Here is a 24,429-nt window from a genome sequence, read left to right on the forward strand (position 1 = left end):
GACCTCCGTGGGGTGGGATGTAGCAGCGAGCTGGCCGTGCCGTGAGCGTCAGATGCAGTCGCAATACCAGCCGGGGTAGGCGATGAGCGCGGCGAGGAATCCGGCGACGGCGTGCGCGGGGACGTCGTGGTCGAAGGTGGTGCCCCAGGCGCGGCGGCCGTCGGGGCCGTGAACGCTGATGTGCCACAGCTCGCCGAAGGTGGCCTCCGGGCTCTCGGGCAGGAACCCGACGAAGACGCGGCGGTCGGGGCTGGCGCAGTAGACGTTGGCCTGGGGGTCGTCGACCGTGGTCCAGCCGCAGTTGTCCAGCAGCCGCAGGACGGGATCCGCGCAGTGGCATTCGAGCAGCCACTCGCGCTCGGCAGAGTCGGGGCGAGCGGGTGTAAGAGCGTTGGACGTCACGAGGAATCCCTTCGTTGACCTGGGGTTTTCGAGCCGTCCGTACGTTGACTTGGAATCGGGCCGTCATTCCAGTCCGTGGGCCGGGTTGGTGTCTGCCGCAGGCGAACTCGGCCCAGGAAGGTCCAGATGGGCTCCTCGTTCGGGAATGAATCGGTCGCCCCCGCGGGCTGACTGGGGGCGACCTGATGAAGAAGGAGGGGCAGCGCGTGGACGCGGACGAGCAGCGTCGGTTCGGCGAGAGCCTCGACGATGCCGAGGCGGCGTCGGTGGGACGGGCTCGGGCGGCGCGCGGCGGACGGATCGAGGTGACGGTCGAGGAACTGGCCGAGACCCTCGGCCGTCCCCGACCGCCAGACTCGTCGGCGGGTAAACCCCCCGGAGGGGGATGACCTGTCCGGGAGGCGCGGGAGCGTCACCTGCGGCGGCGTGGCCGGGCGCTGGCGGCCTGAGCCAGGGGAGTTGGCATCGCGCTCGGCTGGGGCCGCGAGTCCCCTGCGGTGGCGTGGGTACGGCTGCGGGCGGCCGAGGCCCGAGGGATATCGGTGGGCGTGGATGAGCGCGCCGCCCTGTTGGTGACGGTGGCTTCGGGGTGCAGGGTTTCGGTGTTGGTGCGCGGGACCGGCTCAGGGCTGCCCATCCGTGTGGCGACGGCGGTGACGAGACGGGTCGGGGTGTGGGTGGTGAAGGCGCCGTACCAGTCGTGGCCGTGGCCGAGGTTGCGTGCCCCGTAGACGAGCCAGGGCTCGTAGTCGGCGTCGAGGGGGTGGCCGGGGGTGGTGTCGTAGCGGACCGTTGTCAGGTGATCTGGGGAGGTGAAGTCGATCTCCCATTCGTTCTCGCGGCGTCGCCAGCCGGCATCGGCCAGGGGCCGGAGCACGTCATCGGCCCGGGGTCGCGGTCCGCTCGGCCTCGGGCCTCCGTCCTGGGTGAGGGCCGTGGCGAAGGCAGCGACGACTTCGGGCGGCGTGCCGGTGGTGAAGGTCGCCTGCCAGGTGGGCGGGGTGTACCGGTCGGGGGCTTCGGCGATCCCCCACAGGGCGTGGGTCAGCCCGTTCGGCATGTATTCGACGTGGTGGCGTCCTCCAGATGAGGTGAGCTGGACATTGCCCTTCGTGTCGACCTCCTGACGGAAGCCCGCGTCCATGAGAGGAGAGAGCGCGGGCACGGGGGAGCTTTCCCCTGCGAGGTAGACGGGCGAGACGAGCGCGGTGATGTCGGGGTCGGGTTCGGGCATGGAGTAACTCCTTTTCGGGATGGGCGGGTTGGTCTCAGCGGGTTCGGGCTGTTCGCGAGGGTGTGGGAGCGGCCGAGGGCGGCGGAGGACTTGCAGGGGTGGGCTGCGTGGCTGCGGAGATGCGGCCACGCGCCAGGGCTGCCGCTGCGCGTGCGGAGTGCGTTGTGGGCCGCAGGCCGACGAGATCGCGATGGCCCTCGGGGACGCGGTGCGCCGGGCGCGCGACGGGTTCGGGGTCGGCCACGGCAAGGGCGGCGGCGTTCATCAGCGGCTGAGGGGTGTGGCCGGTGAAGTGCGCTGCCCAGGTGGGCCGGGAGGCCGGGTCAGGGCCGGCGGTGATCTTCCATGTGGCGGCCCCCCGGCGACGCAGCTCGTCGGGGTCATCGACGTAGCCGGTGCGGATGTGGAAGGCGGCGTGCTCGTCCGGGGCGAGGGTGCGCCAGGGCTGGGTGCCTCGCGCGGGCTCCCAGCCGTGCTCGGCGAAGACGCTGGCGGGGGTCTGCCCGGTGTGGAGCGGCCCGCCGGACAGGTAGTCGGCGAAGTAGGTGTCCAGGCCGTCGATGAGCCGCTCGGTGAAGGCGGCGAGGACTTCGTCGGGGGTGGTGCGGTCGAAGTGCGCGGACCAGTCCGGGATGCCGAGCGGGTCGTAGGCGTAGGTGAAGGTCCACTCGCCGTCCCGCCGGGCGGCGCGGAGGCGTTGGCAGGAGCTGGCGTAGTACGGATCGGGACCGACGAGTGCGCGGCTCCACCCTGGGGCGGCGTCCAGGAGGGGCGCGATGGGGTCGGTGCCGGTGGTTCCGGCGAGGTAGCGGGGTCCGACGAGCACGTCTTCGCTGACGGTGGTGCGGTGCGGCATCGGGTATCCGGTGGGGCACGGGCGCCCGCGCCCGGCCGCGACGGGCCGGGGCGGGTGCCGTTGCGGGCAGGTCTTCTGTGGCTGAGCGCGCGGGTCACCGCGGGCGGGCCGGGTGGGAGAGCGCGGTGACGTAGGCCGGCTCGCGCGGCGGTGGCTGGTCCGGATGCGAGAACAGCCCGGTCGCCCTCGGTGCGGCGGGAGAGTGCCGGCGGGCCGCGTGTGCCCGACTCGCCACGGCAGAGCGCTCGTTGGCATGCTCGGCGGCTGCGGCGGTCTCGCTGAGACGGCCGAAGTCGCGCAGCTCCACGAACACCGGGGCGAGCCCTCGTGCGGCGGGAGCCAGGGAGTAGGCGAAGCGCTGGTCGGAGCCGAGGCGCGTGATGAGCCCATCGTCGAGGAGCTGCTGGGTGCGGTAGTGAAAGGACCCGGTCGCCAGCCCCGTGGCCGAGCACAGCGCGCCCGGCCGCAGAGGCCCGTGTTCTTCCAGCGCGGTGAGTACGTCGACGGGGCCCTTGCCGCGCAGCCGGGACAGCGCGTCCTCGACCCGGTCCGGCCGCCTCCAGGCGTTGCCCACATCGAAGTGCCGGGCGTGCCAGGAGGCCAGGGTCCGGTGGACGGGGCGCGCGTCCTGCCCCAGAGTCGAGGCCGCGTAGCAGTCGCGTTCGGGCCTGGCGAGCAGGTCGCTGGCGCGCATGCGCAGCAGGACCTGGTGAAGGGTGGCCGTGTTCAGCCAGGGCATGGCGGACCTGAGCTGAGGGGCGCGCAGCGGCCCATGTTCGCGGAGGGTCTCCAGTGTCCAGGAGGTCCACAACGGTGCGAGCACGCCAACGGCGTGATGGATCCGGTTCGCGGGGGCGGTGTCGGGAGTGGGGGTGTGCATGGTGGTTCTCCGAAGTGAGTTCAGCGCCGCGGGCGGGAAGCCGTCCGCGCGGTGGCGAAGGCGTCGGCGCGGGCCGCCGGGGCGGCGGGTGTCGCGCTCGGCCGGGGCCCAGGGTGTGTCGTGCGGATACGGGCGGCCTGGGCACGCCTGGCGCCGGGGTCGCTGTGCGCGGCGCGGTGGAGGGCGGCGGAGACGGCCGCGTGCTTCGCGTCCAGCGGGGTTGGAGCGCCCGTTCGCGGCTGGGCGCGGGCGGTGACCGGTTCGAGGTGGACGAGCTGCTCGATGTCCCGGTGGATCATGTGGCGCTCGCGTACGACGTGCGTGGGGTCGTTCAGTGCGGCGGCGGTGGCGGCGATGAGGTGGCTGGGGGTGTCGGAGCTGAAGGTTGCCTCGGCTCGGGTGAGGTATCCCTTCGGCCCGGCCCACAGCATCACGGTCTCGTCCTCGCGGCCGTAACTGCGGGTGTCGATCCAGGCCCCGGCCTGCCCATCGGGTGCCCGCAGTTCCACCGTGCCGGGCTCGGAGGCCCGCAGCCTCTCCCACCCCGCGTCGAGCAGCGGCTCGACGCTGTCGGCCCAGTAGATCGATGGCCGCGCGAGGAAGTGCTCCCCGTCCGGTTCCCAGTCCCGCGCCAGCGCACTGGTGAAACCGGCGGTGATCTCCGGTGGAAAGTTCTGGTTGAAGAGGGCCGTCCAGCGGACGGGACCGACCGCATCCTCGGCCGCGGTGACCTTGACGGGGTCGTAGTCGTCGCCGAACCAGCCGATCCTGATCCGGCCGTCAGGGCTGGTGTGTAGAAGTTGGCAGAGATTGTCGTCGTCGGGGTCGTGGCGGGGCCAGTGGCTGACCGGTGCGAAGGCAGGGTCTCCGAAGATGCCGGATCCGGCGAGGTAGCGCGGGGTGACTCGGTACTCGCGCCAGCGCTCGCCCTCTGGCTGATCAGACATGAAAAGCGTTCCGTTTCGAGGAAGTCGGTCAGCGCACGCGCCGCGGACGCTGTTGCGGCGCGGATGCATCCGGGGCCGGTGCGGCAGGTTCGGTACGGCGGCCGGGGGCGTGGGCGGAGCGGGCACGGGCGGCGTGGGCCCGGCGCACGTGCGGGTCGCCATCCGTCTGTTGGTGGTCGCGTTGCAGGCGCCGGGCTGCGGCGTTGTAGGCGGCGTGGTCCTGCCGTTCACCGACGGACAGCAGGTAGATTTCCCGCTTGTGCTGGGACGCGGCGGGGGCGTCGCGGTACTGGATGACCATCCGCCACCGTGTGTGGGGGTCGACGTAGACCTTGTGGCAGCCCGCAAGCTCCCGCTGCAGCGCGGCTCCGCGTTCATTGCCGTGCACCAGGTGCTGCAGCTCCAGCAGCGCCAGGTCTCGGATCTTCTCCGGCGCATCGCGCAGATCGGCGAGGGCTTCGGGGTGCGCGGCGAAGGCATAACGGGCGCTCACGAGAGCCCCCTCGAACGGGCATGAACCGTGCCGTGCGCCGCAGCGAACCCCGGCAGGGGCAGTTGCGTGCCGGCCGTGGCGCTGGTCGTGGTCCGGATGAGGGCAGCGGCGGCACGCCGGTCAACGGTGCTGCCCGTGGGCGCGGGGGCCGTGGGCAGCGGTGTGACCCGGTCCTGCAGCCACGCGTCGGCCGCCTCGGCGCTGTTGAACGCCCCCTCGCGCACGGTGTACGTGGCGAGGGACGGCGTGGTCTCTTCCAGGAAGAGCCGGTAGGGCCGCTCGGCGGAGTCCGGGTGGCCGTCGTGGACGAGGGCACTGACCTCGATGCCCTCGTTGAAGCTGCAGGGGTTGTGCGTGTGGTGGTCCAGCAGCGTGTACCGGCCGTCCGGGTTGGCGCGCAGCATGTGCTCCAGCCGGGAGGTGAGCCCATCGGCCGGGCTCGGACCGGGCACGGCACTCACCTCGATCGCGTCGGGCGGACAGCCACGGGAGATGAGCCAGTTCTGCGTGATCGGAACTGTGGGCTGCCGGACGTGTTCGAAGGCGAAGGTGCCCTCGAACAGATCACGCTGAACGCGCATCCCGACGTACTCGGCCGTACCGGGAACGTCCCAGACGGCAGCGCTGTCGTAGAGCAGCAGAAAGGTGTTGCCCTTGGTGTGGTGCGAGGCCAGCTCGGTGTGCATGTCGGCGGAGAGCGTCGCGGCGTGGAAGTCCTCCTCGACGAGGGCGGAGGCAGGTACGAAGCCGTCGATCTGGTAGTCCGGGCCCGTCACGCAGCCACCTCGTAAGCCGCCGGAGCGGCCAGTAGACGATGGTTGGGCCGGGACGGGCTGGTGGTGCACGCGCTGAACGGTCCGTCCGGCGCACGCAGTTGCATCAGGCCCGGATCGAGATGATCGCGATGCCACAGCGAGGGCCCGGCGAGCCCGGCGTCGGTGCCCGTGAACTGCTGCCAGGCCAGCCACAGCGCGTGCAGCCGGGCGACGGCCTCGGGGTGCTCGGTCCACTGCGGACACCAGGGGCGGGTGGAGGTGATCTCGCGTCCGTAGACCGGCAGCAGCAGGTCCTCCACCCACACCTTCAGCGCCGCCAGTTCCTCGGCATACGCCTGGCCGGCCATCGCCAGGATGAACACAGAAGAGGCCTCGGCCGGGCCATCCGCGCCGCTTGGAGTTGTGGCGGGCCCCCGGCCGGGCCCTTCCGCCTCGTCGGCGGGCCCGGGCGGTTGCTCGTCGGTGAGACGGGCGAGGGTCTCGCCCTGCTTGCGGGTCTCGGCGACCAGGCCACTGACCGTGGAGACGAGGTCATCCAGGTTGTGGTCCGGTATCCGCACCGGCTCGTTCTCGTCGCGGGGCTCCAACATCGACATTCCCTTCGTCGCTCGGGTGTTGGAGCGTCGAGCATCCGGAAAAACGAGGGTTTGGCCCGGCCGGGAAACCAGGTGTAGAAGGGGCGGCTCAGGCACCCCGGCGATGGCGGCAGATGGTCGCGGGCGGTGTGAGGAGCCGAACCGCCCGGAGTGCCTGATGCGGTACGACACCGTTGCCCAGCGCCGTGAGTTGGGCGGGGCGCCCCAGTCCGGGAGTGGCGGTCACCCAGCCGTCCTCAAGGCCCTGCATCCACTCCACGAACCGCGGCGAGAGACGGCCCGCTGTATCGGTCGGCGGCGGTGCCGGTCGGGTGAGGCTCTCCCACCGGGCGATGGCGTCGCTGTACCGCCCCCATTCCCGGGGGACTTCTTCGTCAGTGCCGAGGTATCGAAGAGGGTGGGGGGCGGGTTCGCCGGAAGACGGACTGCGGTAGCTCGGCGGCTCAGTTGCGCCGCCGCCGAGGGGAGCGTCAGGTCGCCGTTGCCGTGGCGCTGGCCGGGTGAGCCCTTGATGCCGTCGGATGCCTTCGGGGTCGGCAGCAGCCACTCGACCTCGTCCGCGAGATTCGGACCATGTCCCCCTTCCTTCCGTTTGACCGGGTGCTGGCTGCCGCCGTTGGAAGCGATGTTGCTGGTCGGCGTCTTCAGCAACGGCCCCTCGTCGCCAGGCGACCAGGAAGAGCCGTTCCCTTCGGTGTGGGGCGCCGACATCGGAGGCGCGTAGCACGCACCAGCGCGCATCACGCCGGAGGTCGGCCAGGGATCCGAGTACGGCACCGAGTGCCCGCTCAGCAGGCCGGCCTGTGGGGTTTCCCAGACACCACGGGCACTGTTCCAGGTCGCCAGTGGTAGTGGCGGGTGAGGTGAGAAGTCCTCGTACGTTTTCGATCACCACCAGGCAGGGGTCGAGGGCGTCGATGGCACGCACCACGTGGTGCCACAGCCCGGAACGGTTACCTTCCAGCAGGCCGGCACGGCGTCCGGCGACCGAGACGTCTTTGACAGGGGAAACCGGCGGTCAGGACACAAACCCTCGGCACATCGGCCCAGTTGGTGGTGGTGATGTTGCCGAGGTTGGGCACGCGGGGCCAGTGGCGGGCGAGGATGCGGCTGGCGCCGGGGTCGGTCTCGGCGTGCCAGGCGAGGGTGCCGCCGAGGGCGGCCTGGACGCCCAGGTCCAGGCCGCCGTAGCCGGAGCACAGGCTCCCGATCAGCAGGCCGGAGTTACCGGCCGCCGCGTCATCGCCCACGCACGGGCCCGGGTATGTGGGAGGACTGCTGGGCGGGAGCCTTCGCAGGCGCTTCTGCCTCGGCCACCGCCTGGTCGCGAGCGTGGTCGGCTTGGGCGGGCCGGGCGCGGGCCGCCCGGGAGACGGACGATGCTTCCGCGTCCTCCAGGAGGGCGGCGGCGCCGTTCGGCATGGACGCGCGCGCGGAGGAGAGGCCCTCGCGGGTGTCGGCGATGTGCTGCTGGGCGAGAGCGAACGCCGCCTGCCGCCCGTCGCGCAGAGCCGCGTGCTCGCGGGTGCGGGAGTGGGCGTGCAGGAAGCCGAGCTGGCGGAAGGCGGCTCCGTAATGGCCTACGGCTTCGCTGAGGTGTCCGGCTGCCCTGGCCCAGGCGCCGAGGACGGCGTCGAGGCCGGGGTCTGGATGGCCGTCTGTGGAGTGCACGCGCACTTCCGCCGAGAGGTCCTGCACGAGGGAGGCGAGGTCGGCCAGATGAGTAGAGGCGTTGGTCAGGTCGGGTAGATCGTCCGGGGTGTGGGGGAGGGGGAACTCGCCGCGCTTGCGGCTCAGTTCCTCGGCCCGGCGCAGCATGTGCTGCCGCTCGGTCTCCGCCTGATGGTCGTGGCCGTTCATGGAGCGACTCCTGCGGGTACGTTGAGGAAGGGGCGGGGGAGCTGGCGGTTCTCTCATGGCGTGCGGCTGTCTGGAGGCGCGACGGGGTCACGGCGTTCGCCTCGTTCCTTGTGCGGGGGCGACGTGGGGTGGTGCGGGAGCGGATGCCGGTGCGCGAGTGTGGGCGCTGACCTGCTGCGTCGGTCGAGTGCGGGCGGTCCCGGCCAGGGGAGGAGTGGTATCGAGGTCCTCGACGCCCGCAGGCGCTGGGCGCCGTCGTCGAGGCAGTCGCGGGCCCACTTGCGACTGTCCTGCAAGGAGGCGACCGAATACTCACGTGCGTCATTCAGGTCCGGACCGACGCGGCCTCGTAGCGGTGCTGAAAGCCCAGTTCGGAGTAGGCGACGGTGTAGTGGGAGATGGCCTCTCCCGCCTGCACGGCCGCGTCCGTGTAAGCGCGTATGACCTGACCGAGGCCTGCTCGGGGCACCGCCGCGACGGAGCGGTAGAGGACTTCGTCGGACAGGTCCCGCACGAGACTGGTGAGGAAAGCCAGTTGTTCGGAGGATCCGATCAGGTCCGGCTGATCTGTGGGAGAGGAGGGCACGGTGATGCTTGCGCGGAGCCGTTCCATCCTTTCGGCTACGAGCACGAGCTGGGCCTGCTCGGACTTGGTGCGCTCGGCCGGGTCTGTCACGGGGAACTCCTTCGGGAACGTCGTGCAGAGGGCGTGGGAGAGGGCGCAGCCGCACTCGGAGGCCCCTTGTCCTGGGCGCGGGGCACGGTGCTGCGCGCCCGTGCGGCGGCGGCCCGAGCCGGAGGTGGCGGGCCCGTTGGTTGCGTCGTGGCTGCCTCCGGCCTGGGGCCGGCATCGGCTGCGGCCCGACGACGGCGGACCTCGCCGAGTGGCGTGAGGGCGTGCAGGGCATGGCTGATGAGTTGGCCGGGCGCGAGGGAGTCGTCGTCGGCCAGGGCGCGGACCTGCCGTGCGGAGGTGGCGGCGGTGCGCAACAGGGAGGAGTCGAGGACCTGCTCGCTGAAGTAGTCGGCCGTTCCCGCGACGGGAACGTGGCAGATGAGGCGCACGCGCTCGGCATCGAGCGCGCCATCCGTGAGGGCGCCTCGGCGCTGGCACTCCCACAGCACCGTCAGCTCGTCCACCGGCTCGCCCCGGTGCCGCAACGCCCCCAGCGCCCGGTAGACCTTCCGGTGGCCGGGGTCGGCGAAGTCACCGGGACGGAGCCAGCTGGCCATCCGGGAGAGCTGCTCGGGGTGGGCGGTGAGCGCGCCGAGGAGGAACGCCTCGTCGGCCAGCACCCGCTCGGCGACCTGCCCCGCCGGAGCCGAGGCTGTCAGTTCGGCGACGGCGGTGTTCGGCTCCACGGGCCGGGGTTCGAAGCCCCAGCGGTGTGCGAGGTCGTCGAGTACGTCGTGCAGCACCTGCGCGCGGTGCAGGGTCTCGCTGACGCCGTTGCCGCGGGCGGTCTCGTGCAGGCGGGCGGCGTGCTGGGTGACGCTGCGGTGGATGGCGCCCTCCAGCACCATCCGCCCGTAGACCGGCACGTGCGCAGGACGCGGACAGGCGGAGACCAGCGAGTGGACGTAGGCGTGGGTCACGCCACGCGTATGGGCACTCGCCTCCCCGCGTATGTCGTTCAGCCAGGCAAGAGGGACCGGCACGTTGGGCGCGAGCTTCGTCGCAGGGTGGCCGCTTTCACGGAGGGTGAGCATCGCGGCGTAGAGCGCGGAATGTGCGGGCCGGTAGAAGTGCTCGGGGCGCAGCCAACCGGCCAGGCGCCCGAGCTGGCGCGGCTCCAGCAGCACTCCGCCCAGGACGGCCTGCTCGGCCTGCAGCAGCGGCGTCACCCCAGCCCCTGGTCGCGCTCGTCGATGCCGAAGTGGGCGGCGGCGCGGTTCGCGGCATCCATGTCGGCTGCCAGGGAGTCGAGTGCACGGGCGAGCGCGGGATCGTTGGCGGGGATGGCTCCGTTGGGGGCCACCAGCCACCAGCGTCCGTCCCTGCGGACGGCGGGGGTATCGGCCAGTTGCTCGGACGGACGGATGGTGTCCCAGGAGGGTTCGGTCATCGGGCACCTCGACAGGTGGAGAGGTCGGGCGGACGGGCGTGCTGGCGATGCCCGTTCGTCTCGTCGGGGTGCTGCGGGGTACGGCGGTCATGCGGCCGGTCCGTAACTGTCCCGGCCGGGCCGGTCCTTGGCCAGGGCGCGCTCGGTGATGGCGGCGGTGGCCTGCATCGAGGCGGCGCCGAGGCGGTCGGTGTCCGGCTCGCGGTACCAGGGCTTGAGATCCAGCAGCGCAGGGCGTACCCCGGTCGCCAGCAACAGCGCACTGCCCTTCGGCAGGGCGCGGATCGCGTCGGGCGGGAGTACGCGTTCTTGCCGCATGGACACGGAGGAGGACTGGCCGGAGTCGCTTTTGGAGACCGAGAGGGTCTGCACGTCGTGGTCACCCGCGAGGCGGGAGAGCTTGTCGGCGAAGTCGGCGTCATCGATGCCGGAGCCGATGAGCTTGATCGTCGCCGCGCTCCACAGGGCATCCATTCCGGTCTCGCCCCATACTCGCTGGCCCTGCCGGTAGGACTGCAGGATCGTGATGGGGATGACCCCGCGGCTGCCCAGGTGGGAGTACAGGTCGGGCAGGTCCTGGATCTTGCACACGTTCGCTGCTTCATCCAAGATCGCCAGCAGGGGTGGGTCGAGGCGTCCGCCGTCGCGCTCGGCCTGGATGACGGCCGCCCGCATCACCGCGTCGGCAGCCGCCGCGATGATCGCCGAGGCCGACCCGCCGCCGTCCTTGGAGAGCAGATAGAGCGTGTCACGGCTGGAGGAGAACTCCTCCGGCTTGAACTCCCGCAGCTTCGACGTGCTGCGGGGCGGGGTGACCCAGGCGGCGATGCGCGGGTCGAGCAGGCAGCTCGCGTACTGCCGCGCGTTCTCGAAGATGCCGTCGCGTGTTTCGACGGCTCCGGCGACGGTGCCCTGGAGCTGGGCAGCGACGGCGTCCAAGCCGGCATCGGTGAGCAGGTCGATCGGGGTGCGGTCGGCGGGGGAGGCGAGCCAGGCGGTCACCTCCGTGACCGGCCGCCCGCCCCGCGCCGCCGCCAGGAACAAAGCCGTCAACGTGTTGGCGGCGGCCGTCGACCAGAAGTCCCCGGCGCTGGACTCGTCGATGGAGGCGGTGACGAAGTGCTGCGCCAGGCGGCGGGCCCCGGTCAGGTCGTGGGCGCCTGCGAGGATGTCCCACCACATCGTTTGCTCGGCGTGCGCGATCTGCTGAGGATCCAGCGTCCACACGGTGCCCACCCGGGCGCGCTCATCGAGCGTCGCGGTGAACGCGTCGTTGGCCGCCTTGTTGGACGTCAGCAGCACCGCGCCGGGAGCGCGCAGGATCGCGGGGATCGCGAGGCCGGAGGTCTTGCCGGAGCGGGGCGCCATGATGGCCAGGAGGACGTCCTCCCAAGAGGAGCGGACCTCCGCCGAGCCGGGCTTCAGCGAGCCGAGCAGCACCCCACGGTCATCGGGAGCGATGTCCGCCGGCTTCGTGTCCTTAAGACTGGGGCGCAGACCGGTGGCCTTGGCGGCGGCCTTCTTCGGCAGCAGGCCACCAAGATCACGGTGGTTAGCGAGACCCCGCGTGGTGGTGCGGAAGCGCAGCCACAGCTTCGTGCCACCGACGGCGGCCGTGAGCAGGAGCACGGCGGGGACGGCGTAGCAGCCGGTGAACAGGGCGGGCCGATCGAGGTGGGGCCACAGGGTCTCGGGGTGGAAGAGGGACTGGACCGGTTCGAGCGGGGCCCACGGACCGGAACCCAAGGCGGAGTTGGCGAGGTTGCCGAACAGCCAGGCCAGGCTGCCGCCGCCGATACCGAGGGCGGCGACGCCGAGCAGGAGATAAAGCAGGACGTCCGTACCGGTGGTGGTCGAGGGCGTCCTGGTACGCGCATCAGACAAGACAAGATCCAGAAACGTGCGGGAGCGGCAAGGAAGGCGCGGAGGGAGAGGAAGGCTCTGGCGGCGGTCACGAAATCGGCTCCTAGCGGTGGTGGCGGGGCGTGCTCGGGATGGACCGGCGGGGCGGGCGGCCCGGACATGGTGGGGGTCGAGCTCGCGGGGCCGGGACGTTGTGGGGTGGTGGCGTAGTAGCGGGCGACCTGGGCCTGCCAGCGTGGGTCCGGGGGCGGGCCGAGCGACCGCATCTGGTCGCTGGCGCCGTGCAGCTCGTCGCTGAGATCGGTGAGCGTGGCGGCAGCGTCCTCGAACCGGCAGGCCAGTTCGAAGCCCTCGTCGGCCCCGGACGCCCTGCACTCTTCGGCGGCGGCCTCGAAGAACTGGCCGAGCCGTGCGAGCACGCCGTCTGCTTCGTCCAGCATGTGCTCGGTCGCCTCGGCAGCCTCGTGGTAGGTCTCGGCGCCGCCGAGGCGGTCGGTCAGCGCGAGGACCTGGTGCCCTGCGGTGCACCGGCCGTGCGGGTGGGTGGGTGTGCGGATGGGATCGGGCGGCATGCGGGCTCCCTTTGCGGCAGGTATGTGGGCAGAGGCTCAGGCCGCGCCGTGGCGCGGGTTGAGGAAGGAGTCCTGGGTGGTGGGGCACAGGAGCGACCAGTGCAGGTCCACCGCATAGCGGGCCTTCATCAGATGGAAGGCGGCCCGGGTGGCGCGGGCCTGCTTCTCCGCCTCCGTCAGGTGCTGCGGCAGGTGGAAGTGGCGCCATCCATCCCCCGGCTGGTCGAAGCCGCAGCTCGTGAGGATCGCCTCGGTGTCTTCGTTGTGGCAGTTGGCCAGGACGGCGCTGGAGCCCGGCTTGCGGTAGATGTCGACGTCGTCGGCGAACACGTCGGCGACATCCCGGAAGAAGTTGAGTACGTGGTTCTTGGAGCGGGTCAGACGGGACATGAGCCAACCTCCTGTGGGTGGGTTCAGGTATGGCGGGGAGAGAGGCGGTGCGGAAGGACTCACAAGCGCGGGTTCTCGGTGGGGCGGTCGGTGCCGCTGGCGGCCTCCAGCAGTTCGGGCAGGTCCGACGGGTCGGCCTCGCGGTTGTCGATCCACCACCCGGCCCGGGTCAGTGGCCGGACAGCCTCCTCGATGGCCTGCCACTCGCTCTCGTCCATCCCGCCTTCGGTGACCAGCGCGGTGTAGGCGGCGGTCACGAGCTGGTGGCGGCAGCGGGATGCCCAGCCGACCGCGCGCTCGCTGCCATCCAGGGACGGCATCCGGTACTGCTCGGCCCAGGTCTCCGCCGCTTCCGCCTCATCGGCGCGCTTGTTCGCCAGCCACTCGGCCTTGGACTCGGAGTCCGCGTCCTTCGAGGCACGCCAGCACTCAGAGCAGTCACGGGAGGCGAGCCAGCGGGCATAGCCGGCACGCCGGTCGGCGGGACGCTCCGAGAGGTCGACATCGATGGAGTGGCCGCAGGCGTGGTCGACGGACCAGATCTTCTGCACGGGCATGGAGCAGGCTCCTTACAGATCGATGGGTGTGTTCAGCGGATGTGGCGGTTGCCGGGCCCCGGCTGAGCCGGAGAAGCCGACTGGGAGAGGGCCGATTTTGGTGTGGACCCGGGGCATTGAGGTGAGGAGGCGGTGGCAGCGCGGGAGCGGGCCGCGTGGTGCTCCGGCGGCTCCTGCTGCGGTTCAGGAAGCGCTGTGTCGGTCCTGGAGGGCGCGTTCCTGAACACGCCCCGGCTCATGTCCTCCAGCTCCATCAAGGCGACCATGACGTGGTCGTTGACGGCCGTGACCAGGTGCTTGAGGCCGCGCAGGTGCCGGGCCATATCACCGCCTCGGTCCGAGCCGAGGCGGTCGCACCACTTGGTGGCGGTGTCGACGAGGTCGTTCAGGTCTGCGAGCGGGGCCAGTCCCTCGTCCAGCTTGCCGCGGACGACTTCGGCGAGCCCGGCGGCCTCGCGCAGCTCGCGGGCCTCGTGGTCGTCCAGCGTGGCCGACGGTTGGCTGGAACGGGATGGGGGCCCCTCCCGGTCTGGTGGTACCACGGCGCGGGGATCGGCGGCGACCGACAGCCCCGCATTTTGAAACTCGCGTGGCGGCGGCGACCGCTTCGACGGCTGTGTTGTGAGGGATACCGGACGGCAGCAGATACACATCCAGCCTGGTGTCGTACGCGAAGTGGTGCTTGCGCAGGACCTCGTCGAGGAAGGGCCGGTCATCGGCGACGGCAGCGGCGATACCGAATTCGGGGGTGGCACCGAAGGCCACATCGGGCTCAAGCTGCAGGGGCACAGGAACGTTTCTCCTAGCGGTGGTGCGCGGGCTGCCGGGCCACAGCCGGGCTGGGCCGGTACGTGCTCTCGGTCAGTGGGCCGACCTGCGCGGCAGCGGGGCCCGTGCGTGCGGGCGAGACAGCGGTTGCCGCCTGGGCCCGTCGCTGCTGGGCGGAGGCCGCAGCCAGGGGCGGCTCCTTCGGCGGCCCGCCGGGCGGCGGCGGACGCTCGCCGGGGTGGAGGTCGTAGGCGGCATCGGCGCTGACGTTTTGGCGTGCGGCCCGCAGTGACTGGACCGCGAGCTGGGTGCGGCGTGCCGGATCGCGACCGGGCTCGGTCAGCGCGTAGAGGCGGCTGTCGGGGAGGGGTTCGAAGCCGACCCTGCGCAGGAGGTGTTCGGTGACGTGGTGATCGTGGGAGGGGGCGGCCAGGACGCCGGCATCCGGGTGGTGGCCGATGGTTATGTGCGGAGCTTCCGCCACGAGATGCACCTCGCAGGGTCGGGGACGTGCGGGTGGCGAGGATCCGTCCCGCAGCGGGATTTGGCGGTGCCGGAGATTTCCGCTAGCGCGGCCGGTGCCCCCTCTCGGGACCGGGCGGCGCGGGCGTCGAAGGACCGGGCGGCGCGGTCGGTGAGACGGTGGGTGCGACTGTGGTGGTGGAGCGAGCGCGGGCGGCCTCGGCCTGTGCCGTCCGGCCGCGAGCGGCGCCTGCACGCGCGCGGGTTGCCTGGTCGATCTCGACCAGGACGTCGGCGTTGTCAGCGAAGGTGAGCGCGTAGTGCCAGCCCTCGGCGTTGCGCAGGATCTCCGACCTGTGCCGGAACTCGGCGCTCTTGGGGTGGTCGTGGAGGACCATCTCTTCCGCGTACTCCCAGGCAGCGCGCTCTCGGCGGCCCCCTTCGACTGCCTCGTGCAGAGCGGTGAGCTGCGACCTGCGCCGGCGGATGGTCTCGAAGTCGGGATTCGCATAGTCGTGGTGGAGGGCGCGGAAGTCCTCCTCGGCTTGGGCGAGCAGTTCGGGCCCGTGGTCGAGGAAGGGCTCGAAGGCGGTCCAGGCTTCGGCGTCCCGCTGGTGCTGGCGGGTGTTGTACCGTTCATCGAGGGGCTCGTGGTTGGCGTCGCAGAGGCTGTCGGAGACGGCGTCCCAGTTCTCCAGTGCCTTGCGCCCTCGGGCGGCGGCCTCGGGGATCGCGGCGAGGAGTGACTCGCGGGTGGTCGGGTCGAGCGGCATCGTGTGCTCCTTCGCAAGGTCGGGGCGGGCGGCGCCGAATCCGGTGCTCGGCAACCGCTCTCCCTTGGTGTTCTGGCTGGTCAGCCGCTCATCCGGGCGTCGGTGTCGAACAGCTCGCGCTCCCGTGGATGGAGCAGATGTTGAGTAATGAAGCTCCGGCCCGCGACCTTCCACAGGCCGCGTCCCTTGGTGAGGGCGGACACGGCCTGGGCCTCGACCCCGGTCAGCCCGAGCAGGGATGAGGCGGCGGCGAGTTGGTCTGCTTCCTGGCGGTAGATGATCCGCGTGGAGCAGTCGGTGAGCAGACCCTCGGCCAGAGCGCGGCCCCGGGAGCCCGCGTCGCCCGCGGTGAGCAGGTCGCTCAACCGGTGGATGACCATCAAGTTCGCGATGCCGAGCCCCCGGCTCAGCTTCCATTGGGACTGCATGCGCTCCAGCAGGGCGACGTGCCGCATGACGCGCCAGGCTTCGTCGTAGATCACCCAGCGCCGCCCGGCGTCGGGGTCGGCGAGTGCGGACTCCATCCACGCGGACGCGCACGTCATGGCCAGCACGAGCGCGGTGTCGTCACCTGCGCCGCCCAGGCGGGAGAGGTCGATGGACAGCATCGGCGCGCTCGGGTCGAAGGCGACCGTCGACCCGGCATCGAACATCCCGGCCAGGTCCCCGTGCACCATGCGTCGCAGGGCGTGGGCGAGGTCCTCGGCGGCGGCACCGAGTCGGCCGGAGGGCTCGCCCAGTGCGGCGTCGAGCTGGTCGGGAGAGCCGAGGACGTGCGCGATCTGCCCCAGCAGCGGCGTGCTTCCGTCGGCCTCGGCTTGGGCGACGACCTCGTCGAGGGCGACGTCGAGCGCGGTGTGCTCCATCGGGTGCAGCTCGCGCCGCAGCACCGTCTTCGCCAGCGAGCCGAGGAGGAGCAGGCGCCGCTTGCGGACCTCACCGCGCCAGTCCTCCTCGCTGACCCCGTTCGGCCGTGCGGGGGCGTCCAGCGGGTTGAGACGACCGGGCAGCCCAGGGCCTAGCGCGATGGTCTGGCCCCCCAGCTCCCGGGCGACCACGGTCCACTCGCCCTTCGGGTCGCAGGGGACGTAGATCTTGTATCCGAAGGCGACGGCGCGGACCGCGAGGGATTTGGCCACGGCGGACTTGCCCATCCCGATGACCCCGGCGAGCAGGATGTTGGGGTTGGTGAACCCGTCGAGCCGCCCATAGAGCGAGAACGGGTCGTAGCAAAACGCCGCCTCCGCGTGGACGTCGCGGCCGATGTAGATGCCTTGGGCGCCCAGGCCGCCTTCGGCCAGGAACGGGTAAGCCCCGGAGGCCGTCGCGGTCGTCATCCGGTGGGCGGGAAGTTTCAGGCTGCCGCCGCGGGCGGAGGCCCGGCCGGGGCGTCCGCCCGCCGGGTAGGTGGCCCGCAGTTCGGGGTCGAGACCGGAGGCGGCGGCGCGGGCCTGGGGGCGGTTGGCGTCCCGCGCCTGGTCGCGGGCGGTGGCGAGGTGGGCCCGCGCGGCACGCGAGGTAGCGCGGTCGCTCTTGTAGGGGACGAACAGCGGGCTCGCGGTGACGCGCGGGCGTATCGAGGGAGACATGCTCGGTGGTGCTCCTGGTGGTCAGTGGCGGGTGAGGCCGGTGAAGGGGTCACGCAGATCGGCCGGGGTGTGATTCCGGCGCACCCGCGCTGAGGCGGTCAGGTGGCGCTGACATATCGTGAGTTCGGGTGCACCCTCGGGAAGCCGGGCCCGGCACGCCTCCCGGCCTGGTGGGTGCCCGGTGTCGGGGTGGGGTGCCGTGTGGAAGGCGGCGTGGAGGTGGTCGGCGGCCTGCCACAGCCGGATGCGGCACGCGCGCAGGTGGTCGCCTTCGACGCCGGCCACGGGGGAGGTGCTGGTGGTGTGCGCGTCGAGGAGCCCGTAGAGGGCGACCAGGTGTGCGTGCAGCGAGTCCAGTTCGGCGCGGGAGGCGGCGATGGGTGCGTCGGGGAGGTTGATAGTCCGGTGGAAGTCGAGCGCGGCAGTGGCGAACGGCATGAAGTCCGAGGCCAAGTCGGGCAGCGGATCGGTCGGCATGGGAAGGGGCCTTCGGTCGAGCGCGGAACGAGGGGGCGGCGTCGGAGCCGGTTATGCCGCGAGGGCGAGGGGGAGGGCGGTGCGGGTGAAGGCTTCGGCCTGCTGCCAGGTCAGTCGGCGCAGGTCGGTCATGGTCGAGACGGCGGCGGTCTCGATGGCGGCGCAGGCGGAGTTGAGGTCGTCCTCGCTCTCGGCGCTGACGGTGAGCAGCCCGGTGACGGCGACATCGGCGTGCCCGGAGATGAGCTGGCGTTCACGTTCCTTGACGTCGGCGTACTCCACGGCGTCCTCTTCGGAGTCGACTTGGCCCTTGCGGGCCCGCTCGGCGGCGTCCGCGATCACGCTGGCCTTCTTGCGCTGCACGTCCTTGAGCGCGGAGTCCAGCCCCTTAGGGGTGTAGGTGATCGAGAGGGTGCGGCGGACCCCGGAGGTGAACAGGAGTTGGTGCAGGAAGCCGGGGCTGGTTTCGGTGCGGGGCCAGTTCTCGATCCAGAAGGTGGCGTGGTGGGCGGTGTCGGTCTGGACGCGTTCGCCCTTCTCCACCAGGACGACGGGGCCGGCGGCGGCGGGGTCGGCCTGCGGGCGTCCGGTCTGGGACCACTGGTCGAGCGCGGCGGAGGAGGCGGGGTCGTAGGCGGTCCGGATGACCGCTGCGACCTCGTTGGCGGACAGCCAGCCGCTCGGGGCGAGACCCGCGTTGCGGGCGGACTGGTCGAAGGTGGAGGTGAGCTGGTTCAGCACGGAGAAGGCGCCGGTGAGCCCACCCCCGCCCTGGTTGATCAACCGGCGGGCGGCCTTCATGTCGAGGGCGAGTGCGACGTACGCCTCGTGCGGCGCGGCTGCCGGTCCGGCAGCCTCCAGGAGGTCGCGGTAGACGTCCCCGGCCAGCGGGGTAACAGCGTCGCCGTGCTCGGTCCAGTATCGGTTGAGCGCGTCGCCGGAGTCGGGGACGGTGCGCTCCAGGACCTGGACGCGGGCGACGTGTCCGGTGCGGGCGAGCGCGGCCAGCGTGCGGCCCCAGCCGGTCACATTCGCGGACTGGGCGGCCGGGTCGAGCAGCGCGAAGGCGCGGGCTGAGACGCGGACCACGGCGGTCAGGGTGCCCGCGTGCGGATCGTGGACCGCACCGAAGTGACCGTTCGGCGCCGCGACGACGCGGAGCGAGGCTGCGGTCCCGGGCAGATGCAGCAATCCCTCCCGGCGCGGCCGGGTAGCGGGCCGGGCCAGCCACACCACCTGGCCCTTCGCACGGCGCAGTGCGTACCGCAGGGCGATAGGTGCCCAGTCGGCCACCGAGCGGCCCCGGTGCCGCACGAAGACGCCCGCCAGAAGCAGGGCCCACAGCGGTATGAGCTTCATCGCGCCGAGGACGCCGGAGGTGAGCAGAACCGCGAGAAGCAGTAGACCGGTGGTCGCGACGCCGAGCAACTGCGGCACGGACAGCCCCATCAGCACGCCCCGGCGGGTGCGGTGGGGGAACTTCACGGTGGCCGGGCCGTCGGATGAAGAGGTCTCGGAGAGCATGGCAGAGCCGTCCTTGAAAGCAGGGGAGAAGAGAGAAGAAGGGGACGGGGGCGGGCGGCCGGGCGGGCCGGTCCCGCCCCCGTCAGGTGAGGGCTCTAGCAGCCGGAATCACCGGATGGGCCCGGGTAGACCCACCGCTGCGGTGTGGCACCGCCCTGCGGCGGCGGCCCGCTCGATGGCGGCGGCCCGCCCGCCGAAGACGGCTGGCGCACCGTCCCCGTCGACCGGTGGGAGGGGCCCTGGCCACCGCCGCTGGAGCGTGCACCGGATTCCTGACCGGGGCGGCGAATGAGGGGCTGGCCCTGGTCGCCGTCGGCCGGGGGGCGGCGGATGAGCGCGCGGCCCTTGTCGCCTCCAGCGTCTGGGTCCTCGCCGAAGCGGAAGTGGGTCTGCTTCGGCTTGCCCTGGCCACCGGAGCCGCCGCTCGGATCGATGCCGGAGGCGACACCGCCGGCACCCTGGCCCGGGACCTTCGACGGGCCCTGCGGCACCATGCCGCCGGTCTTGGCCTGCACCGCGAGCTGCCCCGCGGTCTTCGCCGCCCCGGCCGCCGTACCGACCCCGGCGACGCCGGAGCGGTGCAGGTCATCGTGCCCGCCGCCGTCGGCCGCCCAGTGCACGAACTTGTAGGTTGCGTACGGGCAGAGCAGGACGAGGACCATGACGACCATGCCCGACATGGCGTCCGAGAGCGCCGCCATCCCGCCGTCGGAGTCGGACTTGCCCATCGCGGAGACGCCGAGGAGGAAGACGATCGTCATCAGCAGCTTGCTGACGATGAGCGTGGCGGTGGCCTCGATCCACCCGCGCCGCCAGCGCTTGGCGACCTCCCAGCCCCCGCCCGCACCAGCGAAGACCGCGAGGGTGACGAGCACCAGGATGCCGACCTTGCGGGCGACCATCACGGCCCAGTACAAGAACGCGCCGACCGCGCAGCCCAGCGCGATGATCGCGGGCACGCCCCAGCCCAGGCCGTACATCGCCCCCAGCTCGTTCACCTTGATCACGCGGCGGATCGCATCGTCGACCGAGGAGTTCGCCGCCTTGAACAGCCCAGCCGACAGGGCGTCGACCACGGTGAGCGCGACGGTGGTGCAGGCGATGGCGGCAAAGGCGAAGAAGACACCGATCATCGTCCCGAACGCCGCCTGTGCCAGCGCGCGCTCGTCGCGGCGCCAGGCGGCACGGGTCAGCTGAAGACAGAACGTCCCCACGGTGAGCACGAGCCCGATGGGGAGGATCAGCTCGTAGTTGTGCCGGAACCACTCGGCGTTCAGGTCCACGGCGGTGGTCTTGTCCACCGCACGGGTGGCCAGGTCGGCCGCGGACTGGGCGACCTCGCCCATGGACTTGGCGATCCAGGCCCCGATGCCGTCCGTGATGACCTCGCCAGTCTTCCCGGCCACGCCGCCGATTGCCCCGCACACGTGGTTCATCAGGGGAAGGTCACAGGCACCCACGGGGCATCTCCTTCCGTATTGTGGTTTCGCCGGTCATGGGGCGACCTCCGGCAGCACGCCCGACAGCGCGCACTCGTGGTTAGGCCGGCACTGGACGGCGAGGGTGGTCGAGCGGGGCTCGGCCCCGGCGCCCGAGCCCTTCCAGGCGATGGACTGCTTGCCGGTCACGGTGACCGCGTAGACGTACGCCTCGGTGATGCCGCCGGGGTTCTGGGACATGGCGGTCTTGAACGACTCGGGGAAGTGGCCCTCGCTCACCTTCGCCGTGGCGTGCTGGTGGTTGTCGTGCATCCGCGACCACAGCGCCTTGCCCGGCACCTCGCCGGTCACGGACTTCCAGTCGGCGTACTTCTTCTCGCCGGTCATCCACCGCTTGAGTCCGGCCAGATGTCCGGCCCGGGAGAAGCGCTGGGTGTCATACGTCCACAGCGCCTTGGTAGCCGCCTTCGCGAACGTCACCGGGTCATTTGTGTGCGGCGGCGCGGCGACGGCCTCGTCCGCTCCTGGACGCGGCGCGGGGGAGTGCGGCGAAGCGGTGGGTTTCGGGTGGGCGTCCGCTCGCGGTTGCGGAGCCTCGGGCCGGGTCAGGTAGGCGACGAAGTCGGCGACGGCCAGCAGCACGGTCAGGATGACGGCGATCATCGCCGAGCGCCGGAGCACCGACGACGGAGCGACGGCGGAGACCTGCGCGGGGGCGGATCGTTTCTTCAAGGTCGGCATCAGTGGACCTGCGTCCCCATCGCGGAGAAGAAGGCGACGATCCCGTTCGCCGCCCCGAGGAGCAGGGCGACGCCTGCGGCGATGGTGGTGCCCTTCTTGCCGTTCTGCTCGGCCTGGTGGCCGCCGCTGTGGTGGCCCCAGGCCCAGATCACCGCCGAAAGGGCCAAGGCCCCGACGGTGGCGATGATCCCGAAGAGGTTGATCGAGCCGATCACCTTCTTCAGCACGTCGAGACCAGGCAGGCCACCCCCCTTGGGCGAGACGCCTGGGTCGTAGGCCAGGTGCTGGAGATGCTGGGCGAGTTTCAAGGGAACTCCTGTTTCGGATCCGGGCATGCGGAAGCCCCGGAGGTCGTGCGAGAGAGAAATGAGGAGGGGAGAGAGCGCGTCAGGTGACGCGACGCGCAGCGAGGATCGAGGGCTGCCAGTCGGCGAGCCGGGTGATCTTGGTGACGTCACCGGTGCGCGGGGCCTGAAGGATCAGGCCGTGCCCGATGTACATGCCGACGTGCTCCGGACGGGCGGCCGTGCCGCGGGTGAAGAGCAGATCCCCAGGCTTCAGCCGCTTCGGACTGACCGCCTTGCCCTCCTTGACCTGCGTGTACGTGGTCCGGGAGAGCTTGATGCCGCCGGCCTTGTAGGACGCCTGCATCAGACTGGAGCAGTCGCACCGGCCCATGGGATCCTTGCCGTGCGCGTCCGCGCAGGAGCCGCCCCACTGGTACGGCGTCCCAAGCTGCCCCAGACCCCAACGGATCGCCTTACGCACCGGCGTGGGCGCCGCCGCCGGGATCGTGTAGCCCTTCGGGACGGACCCCTTCGGGATCGGGCCGAACGACGACCCGTTCTCGTTGCCGCACTCACCCCCGGCAGGGGCATCAGCCTTGTCGCCGTTGCCCTTGTCGGTGTCTTTACCGGAACCGCCGGCACCGTTGAGGGACTTGGCGAGGGCCTTCTGGAGCGCCGTGGCCAGCGGCTCCCACTTCGCGTACGCGTCGGGGAACCCGCTCGCCTGGACCGCCTGGGCGGCCTGGGCGACGGTCATGGACTGCCAACCCGAGACCTTCTTCAGGTGCGTGTAAAACGAGGACGCCGCGTGCACGGGATCGCGGACCTGCTGTGCGGTGCCCCAGCCCTGGCTCGGCCGTTGCTGGAACAACCCGAGGCTGTCCCGGTCGCCGTAGTTGAGGTTCCGCAGACCCGACTCCTGCAACGCGGTGGCCAACGCGACCACCTGCCCCCGGGGCGGAATCTTCAGCGCGACGCCGGTGGCCTGTATCTTCTTGGCGTTCGGGACCTGCTCCTTGGGAGCATCGAGCCCGGACACGCGGACCGAACCGGCCTTGCCGCCGTCGAGGATCGAGCGCACCCGCTTGGAGACCGCCGCAGCGTCAATGTGATCACCCGCGTCGTCTTTTACAGGCCGCTTCGGCGCCGTGCGCGCCGGCCATCGCCATCGCCAGCGGAGCGATCAGCAGCATCGGCGCAACCGCCACCGCACCGACGGCCACCAGGGTCTTGTTCACGAGCGCGGACCGGTCACCGGAGGGGAAGCGAGCCGACCGTCCGGCCGCGGTGCCGGGCATTTCAGGGGGTGCCACATCGGCAACTCCTTGGGCGTAGGCGGCGCGGTGCGGGTGCTCTCGTCGAAAAGGCCACCGACACCGCGCCGGTCAAGAATCCGAAATCCCCTTGCAAGGGGTGGCGGAACCGGTGGCCGGGGTCTGCTAACCCTGGCCAGCGGACCGCTTCAGCGGGGAGCGGCAGCAAGCCGCGCTGGTAATCTCACGCGCCACATTCCACGACGCCCTTTCTCCGGTCGGGAGACGTTCGACAGCACGCTGAAGCGGCCCGCCCGTTGGGCGGCACAACACGCATCAGCACAGCTCAACTGGGGCGGAAGGGACTCCTTCCCGATGGGCTTGCCGAGACTGTAGAGACGAATTCCGGCCGCACCAAACGAGCCGACCCCGGTGCTGATGGCGGCCCGCTTCTGGCTTGGTGCGGCCGGAATCCCGCACTACTCTTCAGCGCGCATCGGCCCCAGCCCCCGGAACGCCCGGGGCAATTCGCCGGGTATTCCTCTGCCACCCACCCGCCCCCTGTGGGGTCGGACGTGCGCACACCACTGCCTGAGAGAGAACCCAGTCATGCCCTACACCCTGCACCGAGGCGACGCGCTGAGTGTGCTGTCCGAACTCCCGGACGCCAGCGTGGACGCCCTGATCACCGACCCGCCCTACAACTCCGGCGGCCGGACCAGCTCCGAGCGCACCGGGCGGACCGCGAAGGCGAAGTACACCGCCGTGGACGCCGGGCACCAGCTCGCCAACTTCCCCGGCGAAAACCGCGACCAGCGCTCCTACGGGTACTGGCTCTCCCTGCTGCTGACCGAGGCGTACCGGGCCACCGTCGAGTCCGGCACCGCCCTGGTCTTCACCGACTGGCGCCAACTTCCCACCACCACCGATGCGCTACAGGCGGCGGGGTGGACGTGGCGGGGCATCGCCTCGTGGCACAAGCCGGTCTCCCGCCCGCAGAAGGGACGGCTCAAGCAGTCCTGCGAGTACATCGTCTGGGGCACCAAGGGACCCGTCGACGCCAACCGCAACCCCGTCTACCTCCCCGGCCTCTACCAGGCCAGCCAGCCCCGCAAGGGACGGGTCCACATCACGCAGAAGCCGGTCGAGGTAATGCAGGAGCTGGTCAAGATCTGCCCTCCCGTCGGCACCGTCCTCGACCCCTTCACCGGGTCCGGCTCGACCGGAGTCGCCGCCCTGCGGGAAGGCCGGCAGTTCGTCGGTATCGAGCTGTCCGACCACTACGCCGACATCGCCGAACAGCGCATGGAGCGCGCGCTGACCCAGGACGACTTCGGCCTCGCCGGGCCCGAGGAGTGACCCCGGGCGAGAGACCGAGGAGGGAGGCAGAACGCGCGAAGGGGCGGTCGCACACCCGATACGGGTACGCGACCGTCCCTTCGTGCGGCGTGGTTAGGAGGCTGCGATGCTCCGTAGGATCAAGTCCTCGGCCCGCTCCAGATCGGCCTGGGAGCGCAGGCTCACCTCGACGCCCGAGATGCCGAGACAGCCGATCTTGGTCACGTCGCGGGTGAAGCCCTCCTCCGGCTCCACGCTCTTCGGATCGAGCTTCAGGTTCACCGCG

The 24,429-nt window shown here is 71.3% G+C and carries 28 protein-coding genes and 1 pseudogene; 2 read left to right on the top strand and 27 right to left on the bottom strand.

Features of this window, described 5'->3' with window-relative positions:
* Positions 1 to 48: 48 nt before the first annotated feature.
* Positions 49 to 402 carry a DUF317 domain-containing protein gene (locus A949_RS0128475; RefSeq protein ID WP_019359462.1) on the bottom strand — a complete coding sequence of 118 codons (354 nt, stop codon included), beginning with the start codon at positions 400 to 402 and terminating at the stop codon, positions 49 to 51.
* Between the two features lie 206 nt (positions 403 to 608).
* Between A949_RS0128475 and A949_RS38335 the strand changes: the two genes are divergently transcribed.
* Positions 609 to 791: a hypothetical protein gene (locus A949_RS38335; protein ID WP_158687649.1), complete on the top strand. Its 183-nt coding sequence runs from the start codon at positions 609 to 611 to the stop codon at positions 789 to 791.
* 23 nt (positions 792 to 814) lie between these two features.
* Here the strand turns inward: A949_RS38335 and A949_RS0128480 are convergent, their stop codons facing one another.
* The 26 genes and pseudogenes from A949_RS0128480 to A949_RS0128605 all read right to left on the bottom strand — a co-directional run bounded on the left by A949_RS0128480 (position 815) and on the right by A949_RS0128605 (position 22,790).
* Positions 815 to 1,636 carry a DUF317 domain-containing protein gene (locus A949_RS0128480; RefSeq protein WP_019359463.1) on the bottom strand — a complete coding sequence of 274 codons (822 nt, stop codon included), beginning with the start codon at positions 1,634 to 1,636 and terminating at the stop codon, positions 815 to 817.
* A gap of 34 nt (positions 1,637 to 1,670) precedes the next feature.
* Entirely contained in the window at positions 1,671 to 2,492 is an 822-nt protein-coding gene (locus A949_RS0128485; protein ID WP_019359464.1) for a DUF317 domain-containing protein, read from the bottom strand.
* 94 nt (positions 2,493 to 2,586) lie between these two features.
* Positions 2,587 to 3,315: a hypothetical protein gene (locus A949_RS0128490; RefSeq protein ID WP_237735932.1), complete on the bottom strand. Its 729-nt coding sequence runs from the start codon at positions 3,313 to 3,315 to the stop codon at positions 2,587 to 2,589.
* A gap of 77 nt (positions 3,316 to 3,392) precedes the next feature.
* The gene (locus A949_RS0128495) at positions 3,393 to 4,319 is read right to left on the bottom strand and encodes a DUF317 domain-containing protein (RefSeq protein ID WP_019359466.1); all 927 of its coding nucleotides are present in this window, start codon (positions 4,317 to 4,319) and stop codon (positions 3,393 to 3,395) included.
* 28 nt (positions 4,320 to 4,347) lie between these two features.
* Positions 4,348 to 4,812 carry a hypothetical protein gene (locus tag A949_RS0128500; RefSeq protein WP_019359467.1) on the bottom strand — a complete coding sequence of 155 codons (465 nt, stop codon included), beginning with the start codon at positions 4,810 to 4,812 and terminating at the stop codon, positions 4,348 to 4,350.
* On the bottom strand, positions 4,809 to 5,588 hold the full coding sequence (locus tag A949_RS0128505; protein ID WP_019359468.1) for a hypothetical protein: 780 nt from the start codon (positions 5,586 to 5,588) through the stop codon (positions 4,809 to 4,811). The genes A949_RS0128500 and A949_RS0128505 overlap by 4 nt, the downstream gene beginning before the upstream one ends.
* Entirely contained in the window at positions 5,585 to 6,178 is a 594-nt protein-coding gene (locus A949_RS0128510; protein ID WP_019359469.1) for a DUF4913 domain-containing protein, read from the bottom strand. Before A949_RS0128510 ends, A949_RS0128505 begins: the two co-directional genes overlap by 4 nt.
* Before the next feature lie 94 nt (positions 6,179 to 6,272).
* The gene (locus tag A949_RS38635) at positions 6,273 to 7,151 is read right to left on the bottom strand and encodes a DNA cytosine methyltransferase (protein ID WP_337463736.1); all 879 of its coding nucleotides are present in this window, start codon (positions 7,149 to 7,151) and stop codon (positions 6,273 to 6,275) included.
* Positions 7,138 to 7,434, bottom strand: a complete 297-nt coding sequence (locus tag A949_RS38760) for a DNA cytosine methyltransferase (RefSeq protein WP_202803216.1) — start codon at positions 7,432 to 7,434, stop codon at positions 7,138 to 7,140. Before A949_RS38760 ends, A949_RS38635 begins: the two co-directional genes overlap by 14 nt.
* Positions 7,424 to 8,044: a hypothetical protein gene (locus A949_RS0128525; protein ID WP_019359470.1), complete on the bottom strand. Its 621-nt coding sequence runs from the start codon at positions 8,042 to 8,044 to the stop codon at positions 7,424 to 7,426. Before A949_RS0128525 ends, A949_RS38760 begins: the two co-directional genes overlap by 11 nt.
* A 325-nt stretch (positions 8,045 to 8,369) precedes the next feature.
* Positions 8,370 to 8,720: a hypothetical protein gene (locus tag A949_RS0128530; protein ID WP_019359471.1), complete on the bottom strand. Its 351-nt coding sequence runs from the start codon at positions 8,718 to 8,720 to the stop codon at positions 8,370 to 8,372.
* Entirely contained in the window at positions 8,717 to 9,889 is a 1,173-nt protein-coding gene (locus A949_RS0128535) for a DnaB-like helicase N-terminal domain-containing protein (RefSeq protein ID WP_019359472.1), read from the bottom strand. Before A949_RS0128535 ends, A949_RS0128530 begins: the two co-directional genes overlap by 4 nt.
* Complete coding sequence (locus tag A949_RS37375) at positions 9,886 to 10,110, bottom strand: hypothetical protein (RefSeq protein ID WP_019359473.1); 225 nt, start codon at positions 10,108 to 10,110, stop codon at positions 9,886 to 9,888. The genes A949_RS0128535 and A949_RS37375 overlap by 4 nt, the downstream gene beginning before the upstream one ends.
* 87 nt (positions 10,111 to 10,197) lie before the next feature.
* A complete protein-coding gene (locus A949_RS0128545; protein WP_019359474.1) occupies positions 10,198 to 11,994 on the bottom strand; it encodes a type IV secretory system conjugative DNA transfer family protein in 1,797 nt (598 codons plus the stop codon).
* 587 nt (positions 11,995 to 12,581) lie between these two features.
* Positions 12,582 to 12,935: a hypothetical protein gene (locus tag A949_RS0128550; protein ID WP_019359475.1), complete on the bottom strand. Its 354-nt coding sequence runs from the start codon at positions 12,933 to 12,935 to the stop codon at positions 12,582 to 12,584.
* A 59-nt stretch (positions 12,936 to 12,994) separates the two neighbouring features.
* Positions 12,995 to 13,492: a hypothetical protein gene (locus A949_RS0128555; RefSeq protein WP_019359476.1), complete on the bottom strand. Its 498-nt coding sequence runs from the start codon at positions 13,490 to 13,492 to the stop codon at positions 12,995 to 12,997.
* A gap of 32 nt (positions 13,493 to 13,524) precedes the next feature.
* Positions 13,525 to 14,034, bottom strand: a complete 510-nt coding sequence (locus tag A949_RS0128560) for a hypothetical protein (protein ID WP_019359477.1) — start codon at positions 14,032 to 14,034, stop codon at positions 13,525 to 13,527.
* Positions 14,035 to 14,294: 260 nt separating this feature from the next.
* Positions 14,295 to 14,744, bottom strand: a complete 450-nt coding sequence (locus A949_RS35795; RefSeq protein WP_019359478.1) for a hypothetical protein — start codon at positions 14,742 to 14,744, stop codon at positions 14,295 to 14,297.
* Positions 14,745 to 14,826: 82 nt separating this feature from the next.
* A complete protein-coding gene (locus A949_RS0128570; protein WP_019359479.1) occupies positions 14,827 to 15,495 on the bottom strand; it encodes a hypothetical protein in 669 nt (222 codons plus the stop codon).
* Positions 15,496 to 15,575: 80 nt separating this feature from the next.
* Positions 15,576 to 17,084, bottom strand: coding sequence for an ATP-binding protein (locus A949_RS0128575; protein WP_019359480.1), 1,509 nt, complete (start codon positions 17,082 to 17,084; stop codon positions 15,576 to 15,578).
* A gap of 21 nt (positions 17,085 to 17,105) precedes the next feature.
* A complete protein-coding gene (locus A949_RS0128580; RefSeq protein ID WP_019359481.1) occupies positions 17,106 to 17,561 on the bottom strand; it encodes a DUF6238 family protein in 456 nt (151 codons plus the stop codon).
* Between the two features lie 51 nt (positions 17,562 to 17,612).
* The gene (locus tag A949_RS0128585; RefSeq protein ID WP_019359482.1) at positions 17,613 to 19,085 is read right to left on the bottom strand and encodes an SCO6880 family protein; all 1,473 of its coding nucleotides are present in this window, start codon (positions 19,083 to 19,085) and stop codon (positions 17,613 to 17,615) included.
* A 95-nt stretch (positions 19,086 to 19,180) separates the two neighbouring features.
* Positions 19,181 to 20,545, bottom strand: a complete 1,365-nt coding sequence (locus A949_RS0128590; protein WP_026005122.1) for an SCO6881 family protein — start codon at positions 20,543 to 20,545, stop codon at positions 19,181 to 19,183.
* A 33-nt stretch (positions 20,546 to 20,578) separates the two neighbouring features.
* Positions 20,579 to 21,265, bottom strand: a complete 687-nt coding sequence (locus A949_RS0128595) for a hypothetical protein (protein ID WP_019359484.1) — start codon at positions 21,263 to 21,265, stop codon at positions 20,579 to 20,581.
* A complete protein-coding gene (locus A949_RS0128600; protein WP_019359485.1) occupies positions 21,265 to 21,573 on the bottom strand; it encodes a DUF6112 family protein in 309 nt (102 codons plus the stop codon). The genes A949_RS0128595 and A949_RS0128600 overlap by 1 nt, the downstream gene beginning before the upstream one ends.
* A gap of 79 nt (positions 21,574 to 21,652) precedes the next feature.
* Positions 21,653 to 22,790 (bottom strand): annotated as a pseudogene (locus A949_RS0128605) (C40 family peptidase).
* A 624-nt stretch (positions 22,791 to 23,414) separates the two neighbouring features.
* Between A949_RS0128605 and A949_RS0128615 the strand changes: the two are divergent.
* On the top strand, positions 23,415 to 24,164 hold the full coding sequence (locus A949_RS0128615) for a DNA-methyltransferase (protein WP_019359488.1): 750 nt from the start codon (positions 23,415 to 23,417) through the stop codon (positions 24,162 to 24,164).
* Positions 24,165 to 24,429 lie beyond the last annotated feature (265 nt).

The sequence above is a fragment of the Streptomyces sp. AA1529 genome (assembly GCF_000280905.1).
Lineage (GTDB): Bacteria > Actinomycetota > Actinomycetes > Streptomycetales > Streptomycetaceae > Streptomyces.

Bases quoted from the DNA above. Each gene is read 5' to 3' on its own strand.
- A949_RS0128480 (WP_019359463.1), bottom strand. From the start codon at position 1,636: ATGCCCGAACCCGACCCCGACATCACCGCGCTCGTCTCGCCCGTCTAC.
- A949_RS0128485 (WP_019359464.1), bottom strand. From the start codon at position 2,492: ATGCCGCACCGCACCACCGTCAGCGAAGACGTGCTCGTCGGACCCCGC.
- A949_RS0128495 (WP_019359466.1), bottom strand. From the start codon at position 4,319: ATGTCTGATCAGCCAGAGGGCGAGCGCTGGCGCGAGTACCGAGTCACC.
- A949_RS0128510 (WP_019359469.1), bottom strand. From the start codon at position 6,178: ATGTTGGAGCCCCGCGACGAGAACGAGCCGGTGCGGATACCGGACCAC.
- A949_RS0128525 (WP_019359470.1), bottom strand. From the start codon at position 8,044: ATGAACGGCCACGACCATCAGGCGGAGACCGAGCGGCAGCACATGCTG.
- A949_RS37375 (WP_019359473.1), bottom strand. From the start codon at position 10,110: ATGACCGAACCCTCCTGGGACACCATCCGTCCGTCCGAGCAACTGGCC.
- A949_RS0128550 (WP_019359475.1), bottom strand. From the start codon at position 12,935: ATGTCCCGTCTGACCCGCTCCAAGAACCACGTACTCAACTTCTTCCGG.
- A949_RS0128555 (WP_019359476.1), bottom strand. From the start codon at position 13,492: ATGCCCGTGCAGAAGATCTGGTCCGTCGACCACGCCTGCGGCCACTCC.
- A949_RS0128570 (WP_019359479.1), bottom strand. From the start codon at position 15,495: ATGCCGCTCGACCCGACCACCCGCGAGTCACTCCTCGCCGCGATCCCC.
- A949_RS0128575 (WP_019359480.1), bottom strand. From the start codon at position 17,084: ATGTCTCCCTCGATACGCCCGCGCGTCACCGCGAGCCCGCTGTTCGTC.
- A949_RS0128580 (WP_019359481.1), bottom strand. From the start codon at position 17,561: ATGCCGACCGATCCGCTGCCCGACTTGGCCTCGGACTTCATGCCGTTC.
- A949_RS0128585 (WP_019359482.1), bottom strand. From the start codon at position 19,085: ATGCTCTCCGAGACCTCTTCATCCGACGGCCCGGCCACCGTGAAGTTC.
- A949_RS0128595 (WP_019359484.1), bottom strand. From the start codon at position 21,265: ATGCCGACCTTGAAGAAACGATCCGCCCCCGCGCAGGTCTCCGCCGTC.
- A949_RS0128615 (WP_019359488.1), top strand. From the start codon at position 23,415: ATGCCCTACACCCTGCACCGAGGCGACGCGCTGAGTGTGCTGTCCGAA.